This window comes from Mesorhizobium sp. M1227 (genome assembly GCF_040318315.1).
GTDB lineage: Bacteria > Pseudomonadota > Alphaproteobacteria > Rhizobiales > Rhizobiaceae > Mesorhizobium.
Window position 1 is genome coordinate 54,205 of sequence record NZ_JAMYLZ010000016.1, and the last position, 20,745, is coordinate 74,949.

Consider the following 20,745-nt stretch of genomic DNA (forward strand, 5'->3'; position numbering starts at 1 on the left):
AGTACCCTCAGTGTGCCAACGGGCGGGAGCCGATGCTGCAGATGCATTCGAATGACAGTGGCAGCTTTGATGCCGGAGCATTCTGACCGTGCCGGCGCTCTCGGTCATTATCATCACCCGCAACGAGGAGGCATCCATCGCGCAATGCCTTCGGTCGGTCCATTTTGCCGATGAGATCGTCGTTCTCGACAACAACAGCAGCGACAGGACCAGGGAGATTGCCGGTGCTCTGGGGGCCAAGGTCCTGATGACCGTTGATTGGCCCGGTTTCGGCGCGCAAAAAAACCGTGCGCTGGCCGCGGCAACGGGGGATTGGATCCTCTCGCTGGATGCCGATGAGTGGGTGGAGGCGCCGCTCGGCGCGGAAATAAGGGCCGCAATCGCCGACCCAAAAGCCAATGACGGCTTCGAAATACCGAGAAGATCGCGCTTTTGCGGGCACATTGTCCGCCATAGCGGCTGGTCGCCCGATCTGGTGCTCAGGCTCTTCCGTCGCCGCTCCGGGCGGTTCAGCGACGACACCGTGCACGAGAAGGTATTGGTGAACGGGAAGGTCGGCCGATTGTCCCAGCCGATCGAGCACGATTCCATTACCGACTTGGCAGATGCCCACGACAAGATCGGCCGGTACGCAGAGGCGTCCGCCGCGCAACTGCTTGCCGAGGGCAAAAAAAGCTCGATAGGCAAGGCGGTTTTGCGCTCGGTCTGGGCCTATGTGCGCAGCTATATTTTCCGGCTGGGATTTCTGGACGGTTCCATTGGTGCGATGGTGGCCGCGTATTCGGCCAGCTACACCTATCAGAAATGGGCCCGTGTCGCATTGGGAATGCGAGGCCCGGTCCACCCAAAAACGCAACGCTGAGGCCAGGACAAATCTGTGAGAAACCGGCTTGGTTGACCGCAATTGTTGCCGAGCCATCGCCAACTAGTTAGTGTACGACCGTAAAAATCGAAAGCCAGGGTAGTGAATATGACTGATGCGTTTAGGGTATTTATCGGATGGGACAGCCGTGAGCCGATCGCGTACGACGTCGCGCGACACTCGCTGCTCAAACATGCGTCGGCGCCTGTCTCCGTCATTCCGATCAAACAGGACGAGATGCGTGCCCGCGGGCTCTATTGGCGGGAAAAAGATCCGCTCGCCTCAACGGAGTTCACCTACACGCGCTTCCTCACGCCCTTTCTCGCCGACTACACGGGTTGGGCCCTGTTTTGCGATTGTGATTTCCTGTGGCTTGGTGATGTCGCAGGCCTGCTGAAATATACGGACTCGGACAAGGCGGTCTATTGCGTCCAGCATGACTATACGCCGAAGGCCACAACCAAGATGGATGGTGTGGTCCAGACGTCCTATCCTCGGAAAAACTGGTCGTCGCTGATGCTGTTCAATTGCGCGCATCCTTCGGTCAGATCGCTCACGCCAGAGGTCGTGAATCAGGAAAGTGGCGCCTATCTTCACCGAATGCAGTGGGTTGCCGACAAAGATTTGGGCTCATTGCCGGTAGAGTGGAATTGGCTCGAAGGTTGGAATGAAAAGCCTGCGGTCGGCACACCTAAGGCGGTCCACTATACCAGCGGCGGCCCGTGGTTTGCCGAATGGCAGAATGTCGACTACGCCGATTTGTGGATAGCAGAACGCGACGAGTTCCTGGCTTCCGATCAAGCGGAATCTTCTCAGAGCGCCGTTCGATAAGAACATCGTGTTTGGCAGGTGACCTGGGCGCTTCCGAAAGTGGCATTGATTTTCGTGTCGCCAAGGGCGCAGCAACCAGCCGTCAGGCGCGGGGCGTCGACAACAATGCGTGTTGCCGCCTGGGGGGCGGGACCGGGGCAGATTGCGCCTACGAATCTGGCGGCTCCGGCCGGGTAAACATGCCGCGCTGAGATAAGGATCAGCTCGCGGCAATATGATCGGTTTTTTGGGTCCGTCAGCTCTTTCATCGGCCTAGCCGGCACGCGAAAGTCGACCATGCCGTCACTGCGAAGACGCCTCGATCGTTTCCTGGAGAACCGCGGGCCTAAAATACCGCGGCTGCAGCTGAACCATGTCGAGCGCCTGGCGCTGGTCCGTCGCCATGGTGATTTTTCCCTTGCCTATTCGACCGCCGTGCAGAAGGGGCTTCACTACTTCGGCGATGCCCAGGGCTACATCGCTTACGGCAGCAAAACGCGACATCATTTCGCGCTCGGTGATCCAGTGGCTGCCCCGGCCGATCGGCGCGACTATATCAGACGTTTCATCGAGGTTGCCGGCAGCCCGTGGTTCGTGCAGATCGGCGACCAGACGGCGCGCGTGCTTGCCGGGCTTGGCTATCAGGTCAACCGCCTCGGCGTCGACACCAGGCTTGTCCTGCCCAGACACGACTTTTCCGGAAAGCGCAATGAGACAGTGCGCTATTCCGAACGCTGGCTCTTGAAGAAGGGTTTTTTCTTCGCGGAGGACAACGGGACTGTCTTCCTCGACGAGATTGCCAGGCTCTCCCAGAATTGGCGGGGCGACCGCATCGTCAAGCGCTGGGAGATGAGATTTCTCAACAGGCCGTTTGCCGATCACCTTGGCGTCGATATGCGCCGTTTCGTCCTGCACGGTCCGGATGGGGAGCTCGTGGCCTTGCTGGATTTCGATCCGCTGTTCAGCGACGGCAAGGTCATCGGCTACACCACCTCGTTCAAGCGCAAGCACATCGATGCCTCGGCGCATGCCGAGATCGGCCTGACCAAATTCGCGGTCGACCGCTTTCGCGATGAAGGTGTTTCCGTCGTCACCCTAGGCCTGTCGCCGCTTGTCGAAATCGGACCTAGCGGGTTTGCCGAAAGCGATTTCTGGCGGCACGCCTTCCAGCGTGCCTATGACTCCCCCTGGGTCAATCGCACCCGCTTCAATCTGCAGGGGCAGGCGGCCTTCAAGCGCCGGTTCCATGGTGTCGAAGAGCCGACCTATCTTGCCTTTCGCAAGGGGACCTTTTTCGAAGCGCTTTCTCTGCTCCGGCTGATCAGGGCCGTCTAGTGCCTGGTGGCTGAGCGCTCGTCGTCTCCTGGTATGGTCGACCTCACACCGGTCAGGCTCGGTTGTTTAGGTGGGAAAGGAATGCCGCGGCGGGAAGCAAAAGACCGGCTGCGAACCGCCGGCCCATTCTGCGGCGTCCACCAGTCCCGCCGGGGCACTTTGGCCTGAGAACGGCTCCGCGTCAGCGCCAAGGGGTCGGATTCACGGTTGCTGCAGCGTACCGCCAGGAATAACGAGGGCACCCTGGCCTGGCCTTGAGTATCTGAAGCCTATGAAGAACAAAGCAACGATGATCAAACAAATGACGATGACCGCGACGACGCTGCCAGGATGGTGTCCGGTATCTGGCGGTTGGACCATTGCCTTCCCGTATGGCTATCGCCGCGGACCTTCTTCATCTTCCAACCGAGCATGACGACTGTCAATGGGTACAGGAGTTGCGCCCGCCATCCAATCAGCCGACTGCAGCGTCGATCACGTTGCGCGCTTGCTGACCGAAGCTGATGATGGACCTAACCACAGCTTGTCCCAAGCACGCTTCCATCGCTGCGAAGCGTTGAAGGGCGGCGATCCACCGCGGCTTAGTCAGGCCGGAAACAGGAATGCAGCAGCGGGATCGAAAAAGACCTGCCGGCTGCAGGGCCACACATCCTGCGATTGCATGGCGGCGGAGGTCGGCCTGATGTCAACCTCCTGTCCAGCGGCGATGCGCGCGACGATCCGCCGGCGCTCGCCGTAGAATGCGATGTCGACGATCTCGACATTCAGTTCCGCGCTCGCCGGGCTCCGCTCCATGCTAAAGGCTTCGGGCCGGATCATCAGCCTGGTCTTCTGGCCTTTGCCGAACGTGCCGTTGGCCCTGACTCCGGATATGACCGAACCGTCTGTCATGCGGATCGTTGTCGTGCCGTTGGTGGTGCCGAGATGTTCGGCGGCGAGGAAATTCGAATTGCCGATGAAGCCGGCGACGAAATCGGTCGCCGGCCTGAGATAGAGATCCTCGCCGGTGCCGGTCTGCTCGATGCGGCCATCCTTGAACAGGGCGATTCGGTCCGACAGATGCAGCGCCTCTTCCTGATCGTGGGTGACGTAGAGAATGGTGACGCCGGTCTGGCGATGGATGCGGCGGATTTCCCCCTGGATTTCCTCGCGCAGCTTCTTGTCGAGCGCTGACAATGGCTCGTCCATCAAAAGGATCGGAGGATCGTAGGCCAGCGCCCGGGCCAGCGCGACGCGCTGTTGCTGGCCGCCCGACAGCGCACCGGGTAAGCGTCCGGCAAAGCTTTCGAGCCGCACCAGGGCCAGCATGTCGGCGACCTTTTTCTTCACCTCGGCGTCCGGCCGGCGGCGAACCCGCAGCGGAAAAGCGACGTTTTCGGCCACCGTCAGATGCGGAAACAGCGTGTAGCGCTGGAAGACCATGCCGATGTTGCGCTTGTGCGGGGGCACCGCAAGCAGCGACTTTCCTTCCAGCAAGACATCGCCGGAAGTCGGGTCCTGAAAGCCGGCGATCGCGTAGAGCGTCGTCGATTTTCCCGAACCGGAGGGCCCGAGGAAGGTCAGGAACTCGCCCCTGGGAATGTCCAGCGTGAGGTCGTGCACGGCGACGATCGCGCCGAACGCCTTGCGCAGATTGCGGATGGAGAGGAAAGGGTGGGTCATGTCCGAAACTTTCGCTGCAGCAGCGCCGTCATCACCATCAGGGCAAGCGTCAGCCCGACCAGCAGGCTGGAGGCAGCGGCGATCACCGGACTGAGGTCCGACCGCAGACTGCCCCAGATCTTGACGGGCAAGGTTTGCAAGCTCGGGCTGGCCATGAAGATCGCCACCACGACTTCGTCCCACGACGCGAGGAAGGAAAAGATCGCGGCGGAGAAGATGCCGATCCGGATTGACGGCAAGGTGATCCTGAGCCCGGCCTCGAGCGGGCTTGCCCCGCAGACGATTGCCGCGTCCTCGATCGACTTGTCGAACCCTTCGAGCGCGGTCGCGATCGGAATGATGGCGAAGGGCAGCGCCAGCACGGTGTGGGCGATGACGAAGCCGATGGTGGTGCCGCCGAGGCCAAGGCGAAGGAAGAAGGCGTAGATGGCGATGGCGAAGACAACGACGGGCAGCACCATCGGCGTTAGCAGCAGGCCGCGCAGGATCTCACGTCCGGCAAACCTTCCGCGAACCAGGGCAAAGGAGGCGAGCAGGCCGATCGCTACTGCCAGGATCGCCGTCATGGTGGCGATCCGAGCGCTGGTCAGCGCGGCGTCGAGCCAGGCCGGATCGGCAAAAAGCTCCTGGTACCATTTGAGCGTCCAGCCGGGCGGCGGAAAAGCCAGCCAGCGCGACGAGCCGAAGGAGAGCAGGACAATGAAGACCACCGGCAACAGAAGAAAGCCAGCGACCAGCGCGGTGAAGCCGAGCAGGGCAACCCGTAGCCAACCTATGCGGTCATAGTCGAGCAGCATCTCAGATGCCTCCGCTCATGCGCCTGGCACCGACAAGGCGGAGTTGCAGCGCGTAGAGAACCATGGTGACGACAAGCAGGATGAAGGCAGCGGCGCTGCCGAGCCCCCAGTTGAGCAGCGACTGGACCATCTGCGCGATCATTTCGGCAAGCATCATGTTCGACGTGCCGCCGAGCAGTGCCGGCGTTACGAAGTAGCCGAGCGACATGACGAAGACCATCAGGCCGCCGGCGGCGACGCCGGGCAGCGACAGCGGCACGAGGATGCGGCGGAACGCCTGGAAAGGGCTTGCGCCGCACAGCGACGCCGCACGCAGCGTCATCGGATCGATCGCCCGTAACGTGCCGACCAGCGGCAGGATCATGAAGGGCAGCATGATATAGACCATGCCGATAGTGACGCCGGTGAGATTGTTGATGAGCGGCAGCGGGTGGTCGATGACGCCGATGGTCATCAGCGTCCGGTTGATGACGCCGGTACGCTGCAGGAGCACCATCCAGGCATAGGTGCGGGTGAGCAGGTTCGTCCACATCGACAGAATGATGATGCCGAAGATGATCGAGGCCAGTCCCGAAGGCATGATCGCCAGCATCCAGGCGACCGGAAAGGCGACAAGGACCGTGACGATGGTGACCAACGCCGCGACCAGGAATGTGTTGAAGAACACCCGCGCATAGGTGCCGTCACCAAGCAGGGCAGCATAGTTCTGCAAGCCTGGCTCGGGCTCCGTGACACTGCGCAAAAGCAGCGCCAGCACGGGGACGACGAAGAACAGCATAATCAGAATCAGGGCCGGCAGCAGGCCATTGAGACCTGCCGGCACCCGCACCGTTCCAAAGTTCCGGCGTGTTTCGACCGACATGACAGCGACCCGGCTACGGGACGAGACGGCGCGAACCGTCTCGTCCATTGCGGTTCAAGGGCGGGCTTATTTCGCCTGCCAGGCATACCAACGCGCGGCGATGGTGTCGCGATTGGCGGCCCAGTAGTTCATGTCGAGATCGATCTGTCCGTCGACATGAGCGTCCGGCAGCGATTTCACGGCATCGGCCGGCATCTCTGCCTTGGCCTTGGTGTTGATCGGCGCATAGCCGCTGGCTTCGGCAAATTTGGCCTGGCCGGCGGGGCTGCTCGCCGCGGCGAGGAATTTCATCGCCGTATCCTTGTTCTTGGCACCCTTCGGTACCACCAAAACGTCGGCTGCGGTCAGGTTCTGGTTCCAGGAGACGCCGACATCGGCGCCATCCTTGTCCAGTGCGAAGACGCGGCCGTTCCACAGCTGGCCGAACGTTGCTTCGCCGGATGCGATCAATTGCTGCGACTCCGCCCCGCCGCCCCACCAGACGATGTCCGACTTGATGGTATCGAGTTTCTTGAAGGCGCGATCGAGATCCAGCGGATAGAGCTTGTCCGCCGGAACACCATCGGCCAGCAGCGCGATCTCGATGACACCGGGCGCCGACCATTTGTAGAAGGTCCGCTTGCCCGGGAACTTCGTCAGGTCGAACATGTCGGCCCAGCCGGCCGGTTCACCCGAAACGGCGCCCTTGTTCCAGGCGAGCACGAAGGAATAGTAGAAACTGCCGACGGCGTGATCGGTGGTGAAGCGCGGATCGAGGTCGGCCTTCGGCACGGTCTTGAAGTCGATCGGCTCGAGCAGACCGTCCTTGGCCGCCTTGATGGCGAAATCCATCTCGACGTCGACGACGTCCCAGTTGACACTGCCGCTGTCGACCATCGCCTTCAGCTTGCCGTAGTCCGTCGGGCCGTCCTGCATGACCTTGATGCCGGATGCAGCGGTGAACGGCTCGGCCCAGGATTTGGTCTGCGCTTCCTGGGTCGTCCCGCCCCAGCTGGTGAAGACCATGTCCTCGGCCTTTGCGGCCGTCGTTGCCAGAACTGTCGTTGCAATAAATCCGGCAAGGAAGCCGGTGATGATCAGTTTCATGTCGTTCTCCTCTGTTGTTTTCGTTGGTGTCTGTTCGCGATCGGTCGTTTTCGCCTTGATCGCGCATCTCCGGCCAGCGGCGGCTACCGCATGACAAAAGGATCGGGAATTGGGTCGTCGGAGGTGCGTATCCACACCGATTTCGAACGCGTGTAGTCGCGGATCGCATCGAGGCCGCCCTCGCGGCCGAGCCCGGATTGGCCGTAGCCGCCAAACGGAACCAGCGGCGAGACCGCCCGATAGGTGTTGATCCAGACAACGCCGGCATGGATGCCGCGCGCCATGCGGTGGGCTTTTGCCAGATTGGTGGTGAACACGCCGGACGCCAGGCCGAACTTCGTGTCGTTGGCGAGCGAAAGCGCTTCAGCTTCGCTGTCGAAGGCTAGCACACAGAGCACCGGGCCGAAGAGCTCTTCGCGCACGCAGGCAAGCGTCTGATCAGGCGCGTCGATAATCGTCGGCGCGTAATAGAAGCCGTCCGCCATGCCCGCGGGGCGGATGCCGCCGGTGACCAGTTGCCCGCCCGCGGCCAGGCTTTCAGCAATGATCTTCTCTATCCATTCGCGCTGGCGCGAGGTGGCGAGCGGTCCCATTTCGATCGCGGGATCCTGCGGATCGCCAATCCTGATCGCCTCGGCCTTGCGCTTGAGCCGGTCGAGGAATTCGTCCTTCACGGAGCGCTGGACCAGCAGCCGCGAGCCGGCGACGCAGCTCTGGCCGGTGGCAGCGAAGATGCCGGCAACGACCGCGTTGGCGGCGCTGTCCAGATCGGCATCGGCAAACACCACGACCGGGCTTTTGCCGCCGAGCTCGAGCGTCGTGAAGGCGAGGTTTTCCGCCGTATTCCTGACGATCTGCCGAGCGGTCGAGGGACCGCCGGTGAAGGCGACGCGGGCGACGAGCGGATGACTGGTCAGCCGGTGACCGCAATCGTGGCCGAAGCCGGTCAGGATGTTCACGGTCCCGGCGGGAAATCCCGCCTCATGGACGAGTTCAGCGAAGGCCAGCAACGGGGCAGGGCCGTCTTCCGATGCTTTCAGAACGATGGTGCAGCCGGCCGCCAGCGCCGGCCCGAGCTTGACGGCGGACAGGAAGAGCTGCGAGTTCCACGGCACAATGGCGGCTACGACGCCGATTGGCTCCGGCCGGATGGTCACTTCCATGTCGGCCTTGTCGATGGGAACAAACGAGCCCTCGTGCTTGTCGGCCAGCCCGCCATAATAGCGGTAATAGTCGCCGACATAGGCGATCTGGGCGCGGGTCTCGCGGATGATCTTGCCGGTATCGCGCGTCTCGAGTTCCGCCAGCCGGTCGGCATTGGCGACCACCAGATCGCCGAGCCGCACCAGAAGCTTGCCGCGTGCCGTTGCCGTCATTGCCGGCCACGTGCCGGAGCCAAGCGCCCGGTGAGCAGCTTCGACGGCGCGGTCGACGTCATCAGACGATGCAGCGGGCATCTTCGCCCATGGCGCGCCCGTCGAGGGATCGACGCTGTCGAAGGTCGCCGCCACTTCGACGAAGCTGCCGTCAATATAGTTCCTGAATTGAGTGGTGCTCATCGCAATCCGGCTTTCGGTTCGGAAAAGGCCGGCATCACCCTGTCGATGAAGAGCTGCAGCGATTTCTTCTTGCGCCGATGGGAAAGGCCGCTGTCGATCCAGATCGAATACTGATCGTAGCCGAGCGCTTCGTAGGCCTTCAGCCTGGCGATCACCTCGTCGGCTTCGCCAATGACCAGGTTCTGCCTGATCTTGTCAGGCGCATATTGCGGCATGGCCGCGATCTCGTCTTCGGTCAGCGCTTCCATTATGCCCTGGTGCACCGGCTTCTTGTTCTGGAACCAGGCGCCGAACTGGCAGTAGAACTGCGACAGATCCTGCGCGAGCCGGTCAGCCTCCGCTGCATCCTCGGCGACGAAAGTATGCATCAGCAGCATAATCTCCGGCCTTGGTACGTCGGGGTGGGCATTGCACGCCGCGTTGAAACGCTCCATCAGGCTGGCCACTTCGCCATCGCCGGAGGCAAGCGGCGTCACCTGGACGTTGCATTTGCTGGAAACCGCAAAGTCGTGCGAGTTCGGATCGCGTGCGGCCACCCAGATCGGCGGATAAGGCTTTTGCAGCGGCTTGGGCGACGAGGTGGTTGAAGGAAACGACCAGAACTCGCCGGCGACTTCGAAATCACCATCCCAAAGGCCCCGGATCGCCGGCACCATCTCGCGCATACGCTGCCCGGCGACCCAGGCCTCGAGGCCTGGGAAAAGTCGCTGGTATTCGTAAGCGTAGGCGCCGCGCGCAATGCCGATGTCGAGACGGCCGCCGGTGACGACGTCGGCCATCGCTGCTTCGCCGGCAAGCTTGATCGGGTGCCAGAACGGCGCGACGATGGTTCCTGTTCCGAGCCGGATGCGCCTGGTTTTGGCGGCGAGCCAGGCGATGTTGATGAACGGGTTCGGCGAGATGGTGAATTCCATCCCGTGATGCTCGCCGATCCAGGCAGTCTCGAACCCTGCCTCTTCGGCCTGGACAACCAGGTCCTCCAGCTCGCCGACAAGCTCGGAATGCGGCTTGGCCGGATCCGATCGCTCCATGTGGACGAAAAGCGAAAATTTCATCGGCTTCACCCGCGGCCGGAAAGAGAAATTTGAGAAGGCGAGGACTTGGCGAGCGGCCGGACTTCGCCTTCGACCTCGTTGCCGACATAGACGCCGAATGCATCTTCCGTGCGTTCGCGCGCATAGCGGGCAAGCATCGAACGCACCGCGGGATCGGCGATCTCCAGATCGGCGATCTGCTCGATGTCGACAAGCCGCATCTGGCGATCGTCGGAATAGGACCCCTCGGCCGTTCCGCGATAATAAACATGCGTGCGCCAGGGTTCGGCGGCATCGTCCCACACCGCGAAAAGGAAGCCGAGCTGGGCGTCTATGGCCCTGGCGGCAAGGCGCCCCTTGAGGCTGCGCGCATCGTTGGGCGTGCCCAGTCCGCGCCCCGCAGGCAATTCATGAAACCCGTCGGCCGTTGCGAAGAACAGCACACGGCCCTCGTTCTCGAGAATGGCGCCGACCTCCGTATTGGGGGGCGCCGCCGCCAGCGCCTCCTGGCTGAGGCCGGGCGTGACGTAGGTGCCTCTGCAATAACCGAGGGGCTGGGCTCCGTTGTGGCTGAAGTCGTGGACGCGGCCGATGAGGATCGAGTGATCGCCAGCATCGACCAGCTGCTCCATGCCGCAATCGAACACCGCAACGGAGCCGTCGATCAGCGGATTGCCGGTCCGGCCCGGCTGCCAGGCCACGGCCGCGAACTTGTCCGCTGCTTTGGAAGCGAAGATGCCGGAATGGGCCTTCTGGTCCTCCGACAGGATGTTGATGGCGAAACCTCTCGATGTCGAAAAAGCACTGTGCCCCAGGGCCCTCTTGGCGATGCAGACAAGCACCAGCGGCGGCTCGAGCGAGACCGAGGTGAAGGAGTTGGCGGTGAAGCCGCGCGGTTCGCCTTCCGCTCCGATCGTTGTGACGATGGTGACACCGGTCAGGAACGAGCCGAGCGCGCGCCGGAATTCGCCGCTGTCAAAGACTGCATCCGTCTCCGGCTTCACGCCAGCGTCTCCTGCCGTGTCGAGAAAATCCATGATGTGTTTGGTCACTTTTTCAGGTGAAGCCATTGCCATCATATGCCTTTCTCCATTGAGCACGAGGCATTGGCCGTGCGGCGCAAGCCTCGCCATCGCCGCCGACATGGCCGGGGTCGAATTGCTGTCCTGCGACCCGGTCATGAACAGGGCCGGCGCGGCAAGACCGGGGAGAGCATCAGCATGCTCGGCATCGGCATGGGCAAAGAGGCGATAGGTGCGCGCGTAGCCTTCGGGGTCGACCCTTTCAAGGGCGGCGCGCGCGGTAGAGGCCGCCCCGATAAGATTCGCCGGCAGCGGGTCGCCGAACCAGCGGGCAAGCGTAGCCGCAATGGCGGAAGGGTTGCCATGGGTGCCGAGCGCGGCCGCACGCTCGCGTACGGCCTGCGCCAAGGCCGCGGGGCGGCGGAATACCGCATTGAGACAGACGATGGAGCGAACGCGCGATGGGGTGCGAAGGGCGATCTCCAGAGCGACCAGCGCGCCCATCGAATGGCCAACGATCGACACCGACGCCACGCCGAGATGGTCGAGAAGGCGAACCGCCTGATCGGCGAAATCCGACAGGCTGGCTTCTTCCGGCGGCAGCGGTGAAACGCCGTGGCCGAGCATGTCGATGGCGATCAGGTCATGATGGTGTTTCATCGCCACGATCTGATCGTGCCAGATTGCGGCGTTCATGCCGACACCGTGAATGAGCAGAACCGGCGCGCCGGAGCCGGCGCGGATGAAGCCGGTGCCGTCCGGAGCCGTGTTCCGGACCCATGCGGTGGCAGCGACGTCAGCCATGCAGGTCTCCGACCTCCTTGAGGTCCTGATAGCGGTCGCCGATACGATGGTGCGGGCGGCCGCCAATCGAAGCGCCAAGCGCCACCACCAGCTCGTCGGGCGCGGGCGCGTCGCCGATCTGGAAATGTATGGTCAGATAGTGGGAGCGGCGGCCTTCGTCGTTCTTGTCCATCAGCGGGATCATGATCGGGGTGTTCGGCCCTCCGCGCAGATTGGTGAAGGCGAGATAGGTCTTGGCGCCGACCGCGCGACGGTAATGGTTGCCGAAATGCAGCGTATGGATCAGCGCCGATGCATGCTCGATCTCGCCCGCCGTGCCGCAGACCGCGGCCTTGCCGTAGCCCTCTATCGCCTCGCCGGAACCGGCAACGGCGATAATCTCGCGGGTCAGCAGTTCACCGAGGACGGGAGCAATGGCGCGGATCTCCGGCGACAGGTCGTCGGTGAAACCGCGGCCGGCCCAAGGATTTGTCAGCACAGCGGCGACACCGATCAGACGCAGCGGTTTTGGGGCTTCCTTGCCGCCCTCGATTAGCGTGTTCTCGATGTAGGTGACGATCTTTCGAATGGCTGGTTTCATGAAAGTCCTCGGTCGCCGCGGCGCTGTGCAACGCCGAAATCTTTACATCATCTTATGGTATACCATACTATGGAGCACCAGAAGCCTTGTCAATCGGCTATGGAATCTGTTTTGTGGCCGGATCGGGGTAGGGAGAGAAAATGTCAGGCGATACGCTGCGGATCGACCGCTCTGCCAAGACGCTGAGGACGCTGGCGCTGGAGCGCATGCGTGAGGCGATCATGGGCTTCCATTTCCAGCCTGGCGAAAGGCTGGTCGAGCGGCCGCTATGCGATCAGCTCGGGGTAAGCCGTTCCGTCGTGCGCGAGGTGCTGCGGCAGCTGGAGGCGGAAGGCCTGGTGCAGATGATACCGGGCCACGGACCCGCCGTGGCCAAGCCGGATCTCGGCCGCACCGACGAAATCTATGAATTGCGGGCGCTGCTCGAGGGCATCGCGGCGCGGGCTTGCGCCCTGACAGCCACGGACGCGCAGATCGCCTCGCTCGATGCCGCCTTGACTAACCTGCTTGAGGCGTGGGCGTCCGGTGCGCCTGTCGAGGTGATGCGGGCAACGACCAAGTTCTACGAAACGCTGTTCGAGGCGGCGGACAAGCGCATTGCCTGGGAAATCGTGACGGGGCTGAATGTCCGCATCAACCAGCTCCGCTCAATGACGATCGCGTCGGAGAACCGCCGCGAGCCGGCGATCGCCGAAATGACCGAAATCATGGATGCAATCCGCTCGCGCAAGCCGGACGAGGCGGAGGAGGCGGCGCGGCGGCATGTCGAATCCGCGTGGCAGATCGCCCGCAACACGCTTCGCCTTGGCTGACTGGTATGCCGCCGGCGGTCCATCGTTCCACGGCAGGCATCTAACTGGTGCGTACAGTGACATGTGTGACATGCCAATTTGCTTTCAGTTGCGGCGGCAAAATCGTATATCGGTTCAGTTAGGTGTGCGCATCTTTCGAACGGACTGAGACAGAAAAGTAGTAAAATGAACATGTTACGCCACAAAGTTGCCGTGGCGCCGATGATGGATTGGACGGACCGGCACTGCCGGTTCTTCCATCGCCAGCTGACGCGCGAGGCGCTGCTCTATACCGAGATGGTGGTGGCCGATGCGGTCATCCACGGCGCACGCGAGCGGCTGCTTGGCTTCGACGACAACGAACATCCGTTGGCGCTGCAACTCGGCGGCGCCGATCCGGGAAAGCTGGCCGAGGCGGCGCGCATCGGCGAAGCCTTCGGCTATGATGAAATCAACCTCAATGTCGGCTGCCCGTCCGACCGCGTCCAGTCGGGCACCTTCGGCGCGTGCCTGATGAAGACGCCCGTGCTCGTCGCGGATTGCGTCGCCGCAATGAAGGCGGCGGTGAAAATACCGGTCACCGTCAAGTGCCGCATCGGCGTCGATGAGCAGGATCCGGAACCGGCACTCGATGCGTTGGCCGATGGTGTTTTCGCGGCCGGCGCCGACGCGCTGTGGGTGCACGCCCGCAAGGCCTGGCTGGAAGGACTGAGCCCAAAGGAAAATCGCGACATCCCGCCGCTCGACTATGGCCGCGTCTATCGGCTGAAAGCCAGAAAACAAAACAAATTCATCGGCATCAATGGCGGTATTCAATCTCTCGCAGAGGCGCTGACGCATCTCGACCATGTCGATGGCGCCATGCTCGGCCGCGCCGCCTATCACACGCCAGGGATACTCACCGGCATCGATGCCGCGTTTTACGGCAGCACAGCTGAGTCGTTCGATTTTGTCGCACTGATCGATGCCATGGCGGATTACGCGTCACGCCATATCGAGCAGGGCGGACGCCTCGGGCATGTCACCCGGCACATGGTCGGGCTGTTTCACGGCCTGCCCGGTGCACGCCGCTATCGGCAGATCCTGTCCACCGATGCGACAAGGCCGGGTGCCGGACCGCAGGTGCTCAAGGCGGCTTTTGCAGAGGTCGATTTCGGCCGGACCGCAGAGGCGGCCTGAGGAAAAACTCAATCCCGCAAAATCATGCGATCGCCACGTACGTCGAAGCCCGATAGCGAGCCGATGAAATTCATGCCGAGCAGGCTCTGGCCGAGCGTGCCGGGTGCGGCGATCATGATGGGCATGTCCTTGCGCACGATGCCGCCGATCGACAGTTCGTCGGTTCGCACCGCCGCCGCGCGTGTCATGCCGTTGGCGGTAGAGATTGGTATGGTGAAGCGGAGAGCCGCCGAATTGAACCCGACCGCCAGCGCGTCCTCGGCGGTCAGAACGGTGCTGGTCGCGCCGGTATCGACAACCGTCAGGATCGGCGTGCCGTTGATCGTGACGCGCGCTTCGAAATGGCCGCTGCCGGCCTTGTCCAGGGTGACGGTGGCATGGCCTTCTTCCACGCCCAGCGCCAGCGGACTGCCGGGAACAAGGCCGGCGGTGACGCGGCTGGCGAAATCCTGCAACTCATAGCGGTACTGATAGCCGGCAATCAGCGCCAGCACGATGGCACCCCAGGCGCCGAGGCTGCGGGCCATGGTGCCTAACGGTCTGCCCGATCTGAGCAGGCCGGCGCCGACGAGCGCCGCTAAAGCGCCAAGCCAGATCAGCTGGCTGAAATCGTAATTCTCAATGCCGAATGTACTGCCGGCGGAATCGTTGAGCATGAGCAGGAGTACACCCGCCCCGATCGCGACGATCAGAATCCACAATAGTCGGTTCATCTCTGCGGCCAGTTCACGAGAGGGCGTCGCGTTCGCGTGCCATGCGGCTGCGACGGGTTTCCCGGCGGGGGCGTCGCTCGACCGTTTCCAGCCTTGCCGGCAGCTCGGCCATGACGCTGCGGCGGGTTTGCGGGGTCATGTCGATCCAGGCGGCGATTTCCGCGCGCGTGCGCCCGCAACCGAAACAGAAGCCGGTTTTCATATCGATCGAGCAGACCAGGATGCACGGGGATTCAATGGCCGTCATAAGGATTTCCTTGGCTAGCCTCCACATGGTGCAACGACAAAGTCAATACAAGCCCTCCGGGAAGCGCCGCCAACGGGTGCTTTCGCGTCAATACCTCGAAGTTGTACCAGGCCTGGAGCTTGTGCCGGCTTGAGGTTGTGCCGGCTGGCCAAGGCGGCTATGCCGCTCACCAATTCACACGGACGATCGCCATCGACATGACCAGCGCGCTGCCTTTCGACGATTTTCGCGACCTCCTGGTGAGCCTGCCGCCGGGAGATATGGCGGCCAAGGCCCGCGTGCGCCAGTTGTTTGCCAAGGCAGACAAGCCCAAAGGCTCGCTTGGCCGCATCGAGGACATCGCCGCCTGGCTTGCCGGGTGGAGCGGCCGCGCGCCGCCGGCGGTGACGCGGCCATTGGTGGCGATCTTTGCCGGCAATCATGGCGTCACCCGCCACGGCATTTCACCGCGCCCGGCCGCCGCCACGGCAAATGCAGTCGAGCTCTGCGCCGCCGGCGGTGCAGCAATCAACCAGATCTGCATCGCCAACGATCTCGGCTTGAAGGTGTTCGATCTGGCTCTGCACATCCCGACAACCGACATTACCGAGGATGCGGCACTGGACGAGCGCGGTTGTGCCGCTACCATGGCCTTCGGCATGGAAGCGATTGCCGGCGGCACCGACCTGCTTTGCCTTGGCGACCTCGGCGTCGGCAATTCGACTGTCGCCGCGGCCCTTTGCACGGCACTGTTCGGCGGCACCGGCGCCGACTGGATCGGCCCTGGATCAGGGGCAGACGCGGCGATGCAGAGGCGCAAGGCGGAGGTGGTCGATGCCGCGGTCGCGTTTCACGGCGCGAGCCTCAAGGACCCGCTGGAAGCGCTGCGCCGGGTCGGCGGGCGGGAATTCGCCGCGATCTGCGGCGCCATTCTGGCGGCGCGGATGCAGAAGATCCCGGTGCTGCTCGATGGGTTTGCGGTGACTGCCGCCGCTGGTGTCCTACATGCCGCCAACCCCGCCGCGCTCGATCATTGTCTCCTCGCAAGCCTGTCGCCGGAGCCTGGTCATGCCAAGGCCGCCGAGCGCCTCGGCCTTCGCCCGCTGCTCGATCTGGGCGTCAGTCAAGGCGAGGCGGTAGGGGCGGCTCTTGCCGCCGGCCTGATCAAGGCGGCCGCGCTGACCAGCTCCGGCATGGCAGCGGCGGTCCGCGGTTGAGCATTCAGCGCCGGCGCGAGGCCACCGCCTTGGTCGGCAGCGCCGGCAGTTCCTCCATCACCCGGCTCAGCGGGAAGATGGCGATCGCCTCGGTGCCTTCGCGCAGCCTGGAATGGAGCTGGAATTCGCCGCCATGCATGGCCAGCAAGCCTTGCACGATCGGCAGGCCAAGCCCGGTGCCCTGTTCGGCGCTCTTGATGGCGATCGAGCCCTGGCCGAAGGCCGAAAGCACGATCGGAATCTCGTCTTCCGGTATGCCCGGCCCATTGTCCTTGACGGAGAGATATTGCCCGCCGCCCGCCGTCCAGCCGACGCGCACGCGGATTTCGCCGCCGGTGGCGGTGAACTTTATGGCATTGGACAACAGGTTGAGCGCAATCTGCCGCACCGCGCGTTCGTCGGCGAACAAGCGCGGCAAGGCGTTTTCGAAATCCTGGACGATGCGGATGTCCTTGTTGCGCGCCTTCAGCTCCATCATGTGGCAGCAATCCTCGACGACTGAGAGCAGCATCATCGGCTCCTCGTTGAGCTGGTAGCGGCCCGCTTCGATGCGCGACAAATCGAGAATTTCGTTGATCAGGTCGAGCAGATGCTGTCCGGAGTCGTGCACGTCACGGGCATAGTCGCGATAGGTCGGGTTGCTCATCGGGCCGAGCACCTCGTTGGCCATCACTTCGGAAAAGCCGAGAATGGCATTGAGCGGTGTGCGCAGTTCGTGGCTCATCGAGGCCAGGAAACGCGATTTCGCCAGATTGGCGTCTTCCGCCCGCCGCCGTGCCTCGTCCGACATCGATTTCGCCGTCTCCAGTTCGGCAATCAGCGCATCCTTTTCGGAGCGGAACGACAGCAGCATCAGCGAGGAACGGTTGAGCTGGCGCGCTACATAGGCGAAGAAAGGCAACGAGGAGATCAGCAAGCCTGCCATGATCGCCTCGACCGGCATCCATAATTTCGCACTGGCATAAGCATAGATGGCGACCGGGAGGGCGAAGGTCGCCAACAGCGCACCGCGCAGGGACGAGGCCAGGATCGCGGTTGCCGACATGGCGAGCAGCAGCACCACCGCCTTGGCGACCTGGAACTGATCCATTTGGCAAGCTTCGCAGCCGAGCCATGCGAACCAGGCCCAGCCAAGCCCGCACAGAAAATGGCCGATCAGGAAATCCCTATGCGTTTCCAGCGGGTTGAGCTCGGACGCTTGAGTGACGCGTCTGGCCATGAATGCAACGATGGTATAGCAGATGAATGTGAACAGCGCCCAGACGCCGATCTCCTTGCCGATGCCCGCGAACAAGCCTGCCGCGGCCGTTGCCAGGATGAGCAGCGGAATGACGATCACGCCGCCGGTCATCGAAAGCGCGTGGAGCTTCAACAGCTCGCGGTCGAAGTCGGGATTTCCGGCTTGCTGCGAAAGACGGTCGCGCGTCTTGCGCACCGCGCGCGCGACATCGCTGTTGCGATGGCGTTTCCTGCGGTCCACAATAAACTTGTCTGCCATGGTCGAGCGTTGCAGGGGCATGAAGTCTTCAATTTACGCGGGCAGCAATTTCAAATCGTTAAGCTACGTTCGAATGATTAACCAACGGTTTGCCATATGAGCCGTTCGTGGTCGCAATGGCCTCGCCAGCGATACTATGCGCCACGTCCGCGAAGCCTGTGGCGCCGACTGATGGACTATGGGCTGACACTCATCGTGCTCGGCCTGGCGATCCTCCTGGCGGCGCGCCTCGACCGGATCGAGACGCGCAAGACGGAGGGCGCGGCCACCGTCAATGACGGCGATAGCATCACGCTCGGCGGCGAGCGTATCCGCATGCGTGGCATCGACGCGCCGGAATATTCGCAAATCTGCCGCAAGGACGGTGCCGACTATCCTTGCGGCAAGCTCGCGCGGCAGTCCCTGGTGCGGTTGATCGCCGGCAAAGCCGTCTCCTGCAGCGGCTGGCAGCGCGACCGCTACGGCAGGCTGCTCGGCGACTGCAAGGCCGGCGGCAAGGATCTCAACCGCGCGCAGGTCGAGGCCGGCTGGGCGGTCGCCTTTGGCGATTTCGAGACCGAGGAAGCTGCTGCGCGCGCGGGCAAAGCCGGCATCTGGGCCGGAACTTTCGACGAGCCGAAGAACTGGCGCGAGAGCCACGGCCATGAGCTGGTTGAAAGAAAGCACGGTACCTTGGCGTCGATCGGCGACGCCTTGCGCGAAATTTTTCGCTTCTGGTGAGCTGTGCCTATAGTTCGTCGAGACGGACGAGGAGGATAGAGATGAAGCTGTTCGACGGCGGGCGTGCGCCCAATCCACGCCGGGTTCGGATTTTTCTGGCCGAAAAGGGACTTCAGGTTCCGCTGGTGCCCGTCGACATGGGCGCGCTGGAGCACAAAGAGCAGCCGGTCAGCTCGCGCAATCCGCTGAAGCGTCTACCGGTGCTCGAGCTCGACGACGGCACTGTCATCACCGAATCCGTCGCAATCTGTCGTTACTTCGAGGAACTGCACCCCGAGCCGGCTTTGTTCGGGCGTGGCGCGCTCGGCAAGGCGATCGTCGAGATGTGGCAAAGACGTGTGGAGTTCAATCTGTTCGGCTGCGTCGCTGCGGCGTTCCGGCACATCCACCCCGCAATGAGGGAATGGGAGATCCCGCAAATCCCCGAATGGGGCGAGGCCAACAAGCCGAAGGCGATCGAATTCCTGAGATTTCTGGACACTGAGCTCGCCGGCAGGGAATTCGTCGCCGGCGATGCCTATTCGATCGCCGACATCACCGGGCTGGTCGCCATCGACTTCATGAAGCCGGCTCGCATCAAGGTACCCGAAGAGTGCACGAACGTGCTGCGCTGGCATCGGGAAATCTCCAGCCGGCCGAGTGCCGCCGCCTGACAACGAGTTCCGAATGAGCGAAGAGCTGGAAGCCTTGGCGGCGAGGGTACGCGCCTGCCGCACCTGCGTCGATAACCCGGCCGGCAGGCCGTTGCCGCACCAGCCGCGTCCGGTGCTCAGGCCATCGTCGAGTGCGCGTATCCTGATCGCCAGCCAGGCGCCGGGTACCAAGGTTCACATTACAGGGATGCCGTTCACCGACGCCTCCGGCGACCGGCTGCGAAGCTGGCTGGGCGTCGGCAGCGAGGAATTCTATGACACGGACAAGTTTGCCATCGTGCCGATGGGCTTTTGCTTTCCCGGTCAGGACGCCAGGGGCGCCGACCTGCCGCCGCGCCGCGAATGTGCGCCGGCCTGGCGCACATCGCTGATGGCGCTGATGCCGCAAGTCGATATGGTGCTGACGATCGGCATCTACGCGCAAAGCTGGCATATGGGCGCGGCGCGCCGTCCCTCGCTGACGGAAACGGTCATGGATTGGCGTGCCATCTGGGCGGCGGCAACCGACCCGAAAGTCCTGCCGCTGCCGCACCCGTCCTGGCGCAACACCGGCTGGCTGAAGCGCAATCCATGGTTTGAAATGGATTTGCTGCCCTTTCTGAGATCGGAAATCCGCTATCGCCTCGGCTAGGCATTCAGCAAGAAATCACTCGCTTTCGCACTATGCGGCAGAATTTCTTTCTTGTAATAGGCTCGAGCAAGAGGGATTATGGTAATCCATTCCTCGAAGCGCGTCGCGCATGAGGGGACGCGCGTTAAATTCTTGTTTTTATGCATGTCGTTGTGCCAAGGCCGCTGCGCACTTGGACGACTTGCATCAGGGGAGCACCCAATGGACCGCCTTGATAGAAAAATTCTCCGCCTCCTGCAGGAGGATGCGACGCTTGCAGTCGCCGACGTCGCCAAGAAGGTCGGCCTGTCGACGACGCCGTGCTGGCGGCGCATCCAGAAGCTCGAGGAAGAGGGCGTCATCAAGCGGCGCGTCGCCATCCTCGATCATGAAAAGGTCAACGTGCGGGTAACGGTGTTCGTCTCGATCCGCACCAATTCGCACAGCCATGAATGGCTGCGGCGCTTTTCGGAGGTCATCCAGGAATTCCCGGAAGTGGTCGAATTCTATCGCATGAGCGGCGACGTCGACTATCTCTTGCGCGTCGTGGTGCCCGATATCGCCGCCTACGACGCCTTCTACAAGCGGCTGATCGCCAAGATCGAGATCCGCGACGTGTCGTCTTCCTTCGCCATGGAGCAGATCAAATACACGACCGAGATGCCGCTGGATTACATGATGCTCGACAAGGAGTCCGGCGCCAACGCCGCCTGAGATTTTTCTGT

20 protein-coding genes and 1 pseudogene are annotated in these 20,745 nt (G+C 62.7%); 10 read left to right on the plus strand and 11 right to left on the minus strand.

Going from position 1 to position 20,745, the window contains the following annotated elements; translation table 11 throughout:
• Positions 1-88 precede the first annotated feature (88 nt).
• The 3 genes from NKH28_RS19375 (at position 89) to NKH28_RS19385 (ending at position 3,007) form a co-directional block, all read left to right on the plus strand.
• Complete coding sequence (locus tag NKH28_RS19375; protein WP_352980072.1) at positions 89-862, plus strand: glycosyltransferase family 2 protein; 774 nt, start codon at positions 89-91, stop codon at positions 860-862.
• A gap of 108 nt (positions 863-970) precedes the next feature.
• Complete coding sequence (locus NKH28_RS19380) at positions 971-1,693, plus strand: glycosyltransferase (RefSeq protein ID WP_352448862.1); 723 nt, start codon at positions 971-973, stop codon at positions 1,691-1,693.
• A 276-nt stretch (positions 1,694-1,969) separates the two neighbouring features.
• A complete protein-coding gene (locus tag NKH28_RS19385) occupies positions 1,970-3,007 on the plus strand; it encodes a phosphatidylglycerol lysyltransferase domain-containing protein (RefSeq protein ID WP_352613678.1) in 1,038 nt (345 codons plus the stop codon).
• Positions 3,008-3,592: 585 nt separating this feature from the next.
• Here the strand turns inward: NKH28_RS19385 and NKH28_RS19390 are convergent.
• The 8 genes from NKH28_RS19390 to NKH28_RS19425 form a co-directional block, all read right to left on the minus strand.
• Positions 3,593-4,669, minus strand: coding sequence for an ABC transporter ATP-binding protein (locus NKH28_RS19390; RefSeq protein ID WP_352980075.1), 1,077 nt, complete (start codon positions 4,667-4,669; stop codon positions 3,593-3,595).
• On the minus strand, positions 4,666-5,466 hold the full coding sequence (locus tag NKH28_RS19395) for an ABC transporter permease (protein WP_352980077.1): 801 nt from the start codon (positions 5,464-5,466) through the stop codon (positions 4,666-4,668). Before NKH28_RS19395 ends, NKH28_RS19390 begins: the two co-directional genes overlap by 4 nt.
• A gap of 1 nt (position 5,467) precedes the next feature.
• Positions 5,468-6,328, minus strand: coding sequence for an ABC transporter permease (locus NKH28_RS19400; RefSeq protein WP_502906645.1), 861 nt, complete (start codon positions 6,326-6,328; stop codon positions 5,468-5,470).
• Between the two features lie 66 nt (positions 6,329-6,394).
• Entirely contained in the window at positions 6,395-7,414 is a 1,020-nt protein-coding gene (locus NKH28_RS19405) for an ABC transporter substrate-binding protein (protein ID WP_352980078.1), read from the minus strand.
• A gap of 83 nt (positions 7,415-7,497) precedes the next feature.
• Positions 7,498-8,973: an aldehyde dehydrogenase gene (locus tag NKH28_RS19410; RefSeq protein ID WP_352540532.1), complete on the minus strand. Its 1,476-nt coding sequence runs from the start codon at positions 8,971-8,973 to the stop codon at positions 7,498-7,500.
• On the minus strand, positions 8,970-10,028 hold the full coding sequence (locus NKH28_RS19415; RefSeq protein WP_352980080.1) for an LLM class flavin-dependent oxidoreductase: 1,059 nt from the start codon (positions 10,026-10,028) through the stop codon (positions 8,970-8,972). The genes NKH28_RS19410 and NKH28_RS19415 overlap by 4 nt, the downstream gene beginning before the upstream one ends.
• A 5-nt stretch (positions 10,029-10,033) precedes the next feature.
• Positions 10,034-11,833, minus strand: coding sequence for an alpha/beta fold hydrolase (locus NKH28_RS19420; RefSeq protein ID WP_352980082.1), 1,800 nt, complete (start codon positions 11,831-11,833; stop codon positions 10,034-10,036).
• Positions 11,826-12,413 carry an amino acid synthesis family protein gene (locus NKH28_RS19425; RefSeq protein ID WP_352815611.1) on the minus strand — a complete coding sequence of 196 codons (588 nt, stop codon included), beginning with the start codon at positions 12,411-12,413 and terminating at the stop codon, positions 11,826-11,828. The genes NKH28_RS19420 and NKH28_RS19425 overlap by 8 nt, the downstream gene beginning before the upstream one ends.
• Before the next feature lie 140 nt (positions 12,414-12,553).
• On the opposite strand from NKH28_RS19425, the gene NKH28_RS19430 reads away from it, so the two are divergent.
• Positions 12,554-13,225, plus strand: a complete 672-nt coding sequence (locus tag NKH28_RS19430) for a GntR family transcriptional regulator (protein WP_023674997.1) — start codon at positions 12,554-12,556, stop codon at positions 13,223-13,225.
• A gap of 165 nt (positions 13,226-13,390) precedes the next feature.
• Complete coding sequence (gene dusA, locus NKH28_RS19435) at positions 13,391-14,383, plus strand: tRNA dihydrouridine(20/20a) synthase DusA (protein WP_352815609.1); 993 nt, start codon at positions 13,391-13,393, stop codon at positions 14,381-14,383.
• Positions 14,384-14,391: 8 nt separating this feature from the next.
• Here dusA and NKH28_RS19440 read toward each other — a convergent pair whose 3' ends face one another.
• Both NKH28_RS19440 and NKH28_RS19445 read right to left on the minus strand, forming a co-directional pair.
• Positions 14,392-15,096 carry a TIGR02281 family clan AA aspartic protease gene (locus NKH28_RS19440; protein ID WP_352448873.1) on the minus strand — a complete coding sequence of 235 codons (705 nt, stop codon included), beginning with the start codon at positions 15,094-15,096 and terminating at the stop codon, positions 14,392-14,394.
• A 13-nt stretch (positions 15,097-15,109) separates the two neighbouring features.
• A complete protein-coding gene (locus NKH28_RS19445; RefSeq protein WP_352471906.1) occupies positions 15,110-15,343 on the minus strand; it encodes a DUF1289 domain-containing protein in 234 nt (77 codons plus the stop codon).
• 197 nt (positions 15,344-15,540) lie between these two features.
• Here NKH28_RS19445 and NKH28_RS19450 point away from each other — a divergent pair, with 197 nt between their 5' ends.
• Entirely contained in the window at positions 15,541-16,539 is a 999-nt protein-coding gene (locus NKH28_RS19450; RefSeq protein WP_352980125.1) for a nicotinate-nucleotide--dimethylbenzimidazole phosphoribosyltransferase, read from the plus strand.
• Between the two features lie 4 nt (positions 16,540-16,543).
• On the opposite strand, the gene NKH28_RS19455 is transcribed toward NKH28_RS19450, so the two are convergent.
• The gene (locus tag NKH28_RS19455) at positions 16,544-18,058 is read right to left on the minus strand and encodes a sensor histidine kinase (protein ID WP_352774127.1); all 1,515 of its coding nucleotides are present in this window, start codon (positions 18,056-18,058) and stop codon (positions 16,544-16,546) included.
• 75 nt (positions 18,059-18,133) lie between these two features.
• Here NKH28_RS19455 and NKH28_RS19460 point away from each other — a divergent pair, with 75 nt between their 5' ends.
• The 4 genes and pseudogenes from NKH28_RS19460 to NKH28_RS19475 all read left to right on the plus strand — a co-directional run bounded on the left by NKH28_RS19460 (position 18,134) and on the right by NKH28_RS19475 (position 20,734).
• Positions 18,134-18,757 (plus strand): thermonuclease family protein, encoded by a 624-nt coding sequence (locus NKH28_RS19460; protein ID WP_352834905.1) that lies wholly within the window; start codon positions 18,134-18,136, stop codon positions 18,755-18,757.
• Between the two features lie 41 nt (positions 18,758-18,798).
• The gene (locus tag NKH28_RS19465; RefSeq protein ID WP_352540524.1) at positions 18,799-19,410 is read left to right on the plus strand and encodes a glutathione S-transferase; all 612 of its coding nucleotides are present in this window, start codon (positions 18,799-18,801) and stop codon (positions 19,408-19,410) included.
• A gap of 13 nt (positions 19,411-19,423) precedes the next feature.
• Positions 19,424-20,041, plus strand: a pseudogene (locus NKH28_RS19470) (uracil-DNA glycosylase family protein); the annotation flags it as partial.
• A 201-nt stretch (positions 20,042-20,242) separates the two neighbouring features.
• Positions 20,243-20,734 (plus strand): Lrp/AsnC family transcriptional regulator, encoded by a 492-nt coding sequence (locus NKH28_RS19475; RefSeq protein ID WP_023675006.1) that lies wholly within the window; start codon positions 20,243-20,245, stop codon positions 20,732-20,734.
• The last annotated feature ends 11 nt before the right edge of the window (positions 20,735-20,745 follow it).

Coding starts and splice junctions, on each gene's coding strand:
- NKH28_RS19380 (WP_352448862.1), top strand. CDS start 971: ATGACTGATGCGTTTAGGGTATTTATCGGATGGGACAGCCGTGAGCCG.
- NKH28_RS19385 (WP_352613678.1), top strand. CDS start 1,970: ATGCCGTCACTGCGAAGACGCCTCGATCGTTTCCTGGAGAACCGCGGG.
- NKH28_RS19390 (WP_352980075.1), bottom strand. CDS start 4,669: ATGACCCACCCTTTCCTCTCCATCCGCAATCTGCGCAAGGCGTTCGGC.
- NKH28_RS19395 (WP_352980077.1), bottom strand. CDS start 5,466: ATGCTGCTCGACTATGACCGCATAGGTTGGCTACGGGTTGCCCTGCTC.
- NKH28_RS19400 (WP_502906645.1), bottom strand. CDS start 6,328: ATGTCGGTCGAAACACGCCGGAACTTTGGAACGGTGCGGGTGCCGGCA.
- NKH28_RS19405 (WP_352980078.1), bottom strand. CDS start 7,414: ATGAAACTGATCATCACCGGCTTCCTTGCCGGATTTATTGCAACGACA.
- NKH28_RS19410 (WP_352540532.1), bottom strand. CDS start 8,973: ATGAGCACCACTCAATTCAGGAACTATATTGACGGCAGCTTCGTCGAA.
- NKH28_RS19415 (WP_352980080.1), bottom strand. CDS start 10,028: ATGAAATTTTCGCTTTTCGTCCACATGGAGCGATCGGATCCGGCCAAG.
- NKH28_RS19420 (WP_352980082.1), bottom strand. CDS start 11,833: ATGGCTGACGTCGCTGCCACCGCATGGGTCCGGAACACGGCTCCGGAC.
- NKH28_RS19425 (WP_352815611.1), bottom strand. CDS start 12,413: ATGAAACCAGCCATTCGAAAGATCGTCACCTACATCGAGAACACGCTA.
- NKH28_RS19430 (WP_023674997.1), top strand. CDS start 12,554: ATGTCAGGCGATACGCTGCGGATCGACCGCTCTGCCAAGACGCTGAGG.
- dusA (WP_352815609.1), top strand. CDS start 13,391: ATGAACATGTTACGCCACAAAGTTGCCGTGGCGCCGATGATGGATTGG.
- NKH28_RS19440 (WP_352448873.1), bottom strand. CDS start 15,096: ATGAACCGACTATTGTGGATTCTGATCGTCGCGATCGGGGCGGGTGTA.
- NKH28_RS19445 (WP_352471906.1), bottom strand. CDS start 15,343: ATGACGGCCATTGAATCCCCGTGCATCCTGGTCTGCTCGATCGATATG.
- NKH28_RS19450 (WP_352980125.1), top strand. CDS start 15,541: ATGACCAGCGCGCTGCCTTTCGACGATTTTCGCGACCTCCTGGTGAGC.
- NKH28_RS19455 (WP_352774127.1), bottom strand. CDS start 18,058: ATGCCCCTGCAACGCTCGACCATGGCAGACAAGTTTATTGTGGACCGC.
- NKH28_RS19460 (WP_352834905.1), top strand. CDS start 18,134: ATGAGCCGTTCGTGGTCGCAATGGCCTCGCCAGCGATACTATGCGCCA.
- NKH28_RS19465 (WP_352540524.1), top strand. CDS start 18,799: ATGAAGCTGTTCGACGGCGGGCGTGCGCCCAATCCACGCCGGGTTCGG.
- NKH28_RS19475 (WP_023675006.1), top strand. CDS start 20,243: ATGGACCGCCTTGATAGAAAAATTCTCCGCCTCCTGCAGGAGGATGCG.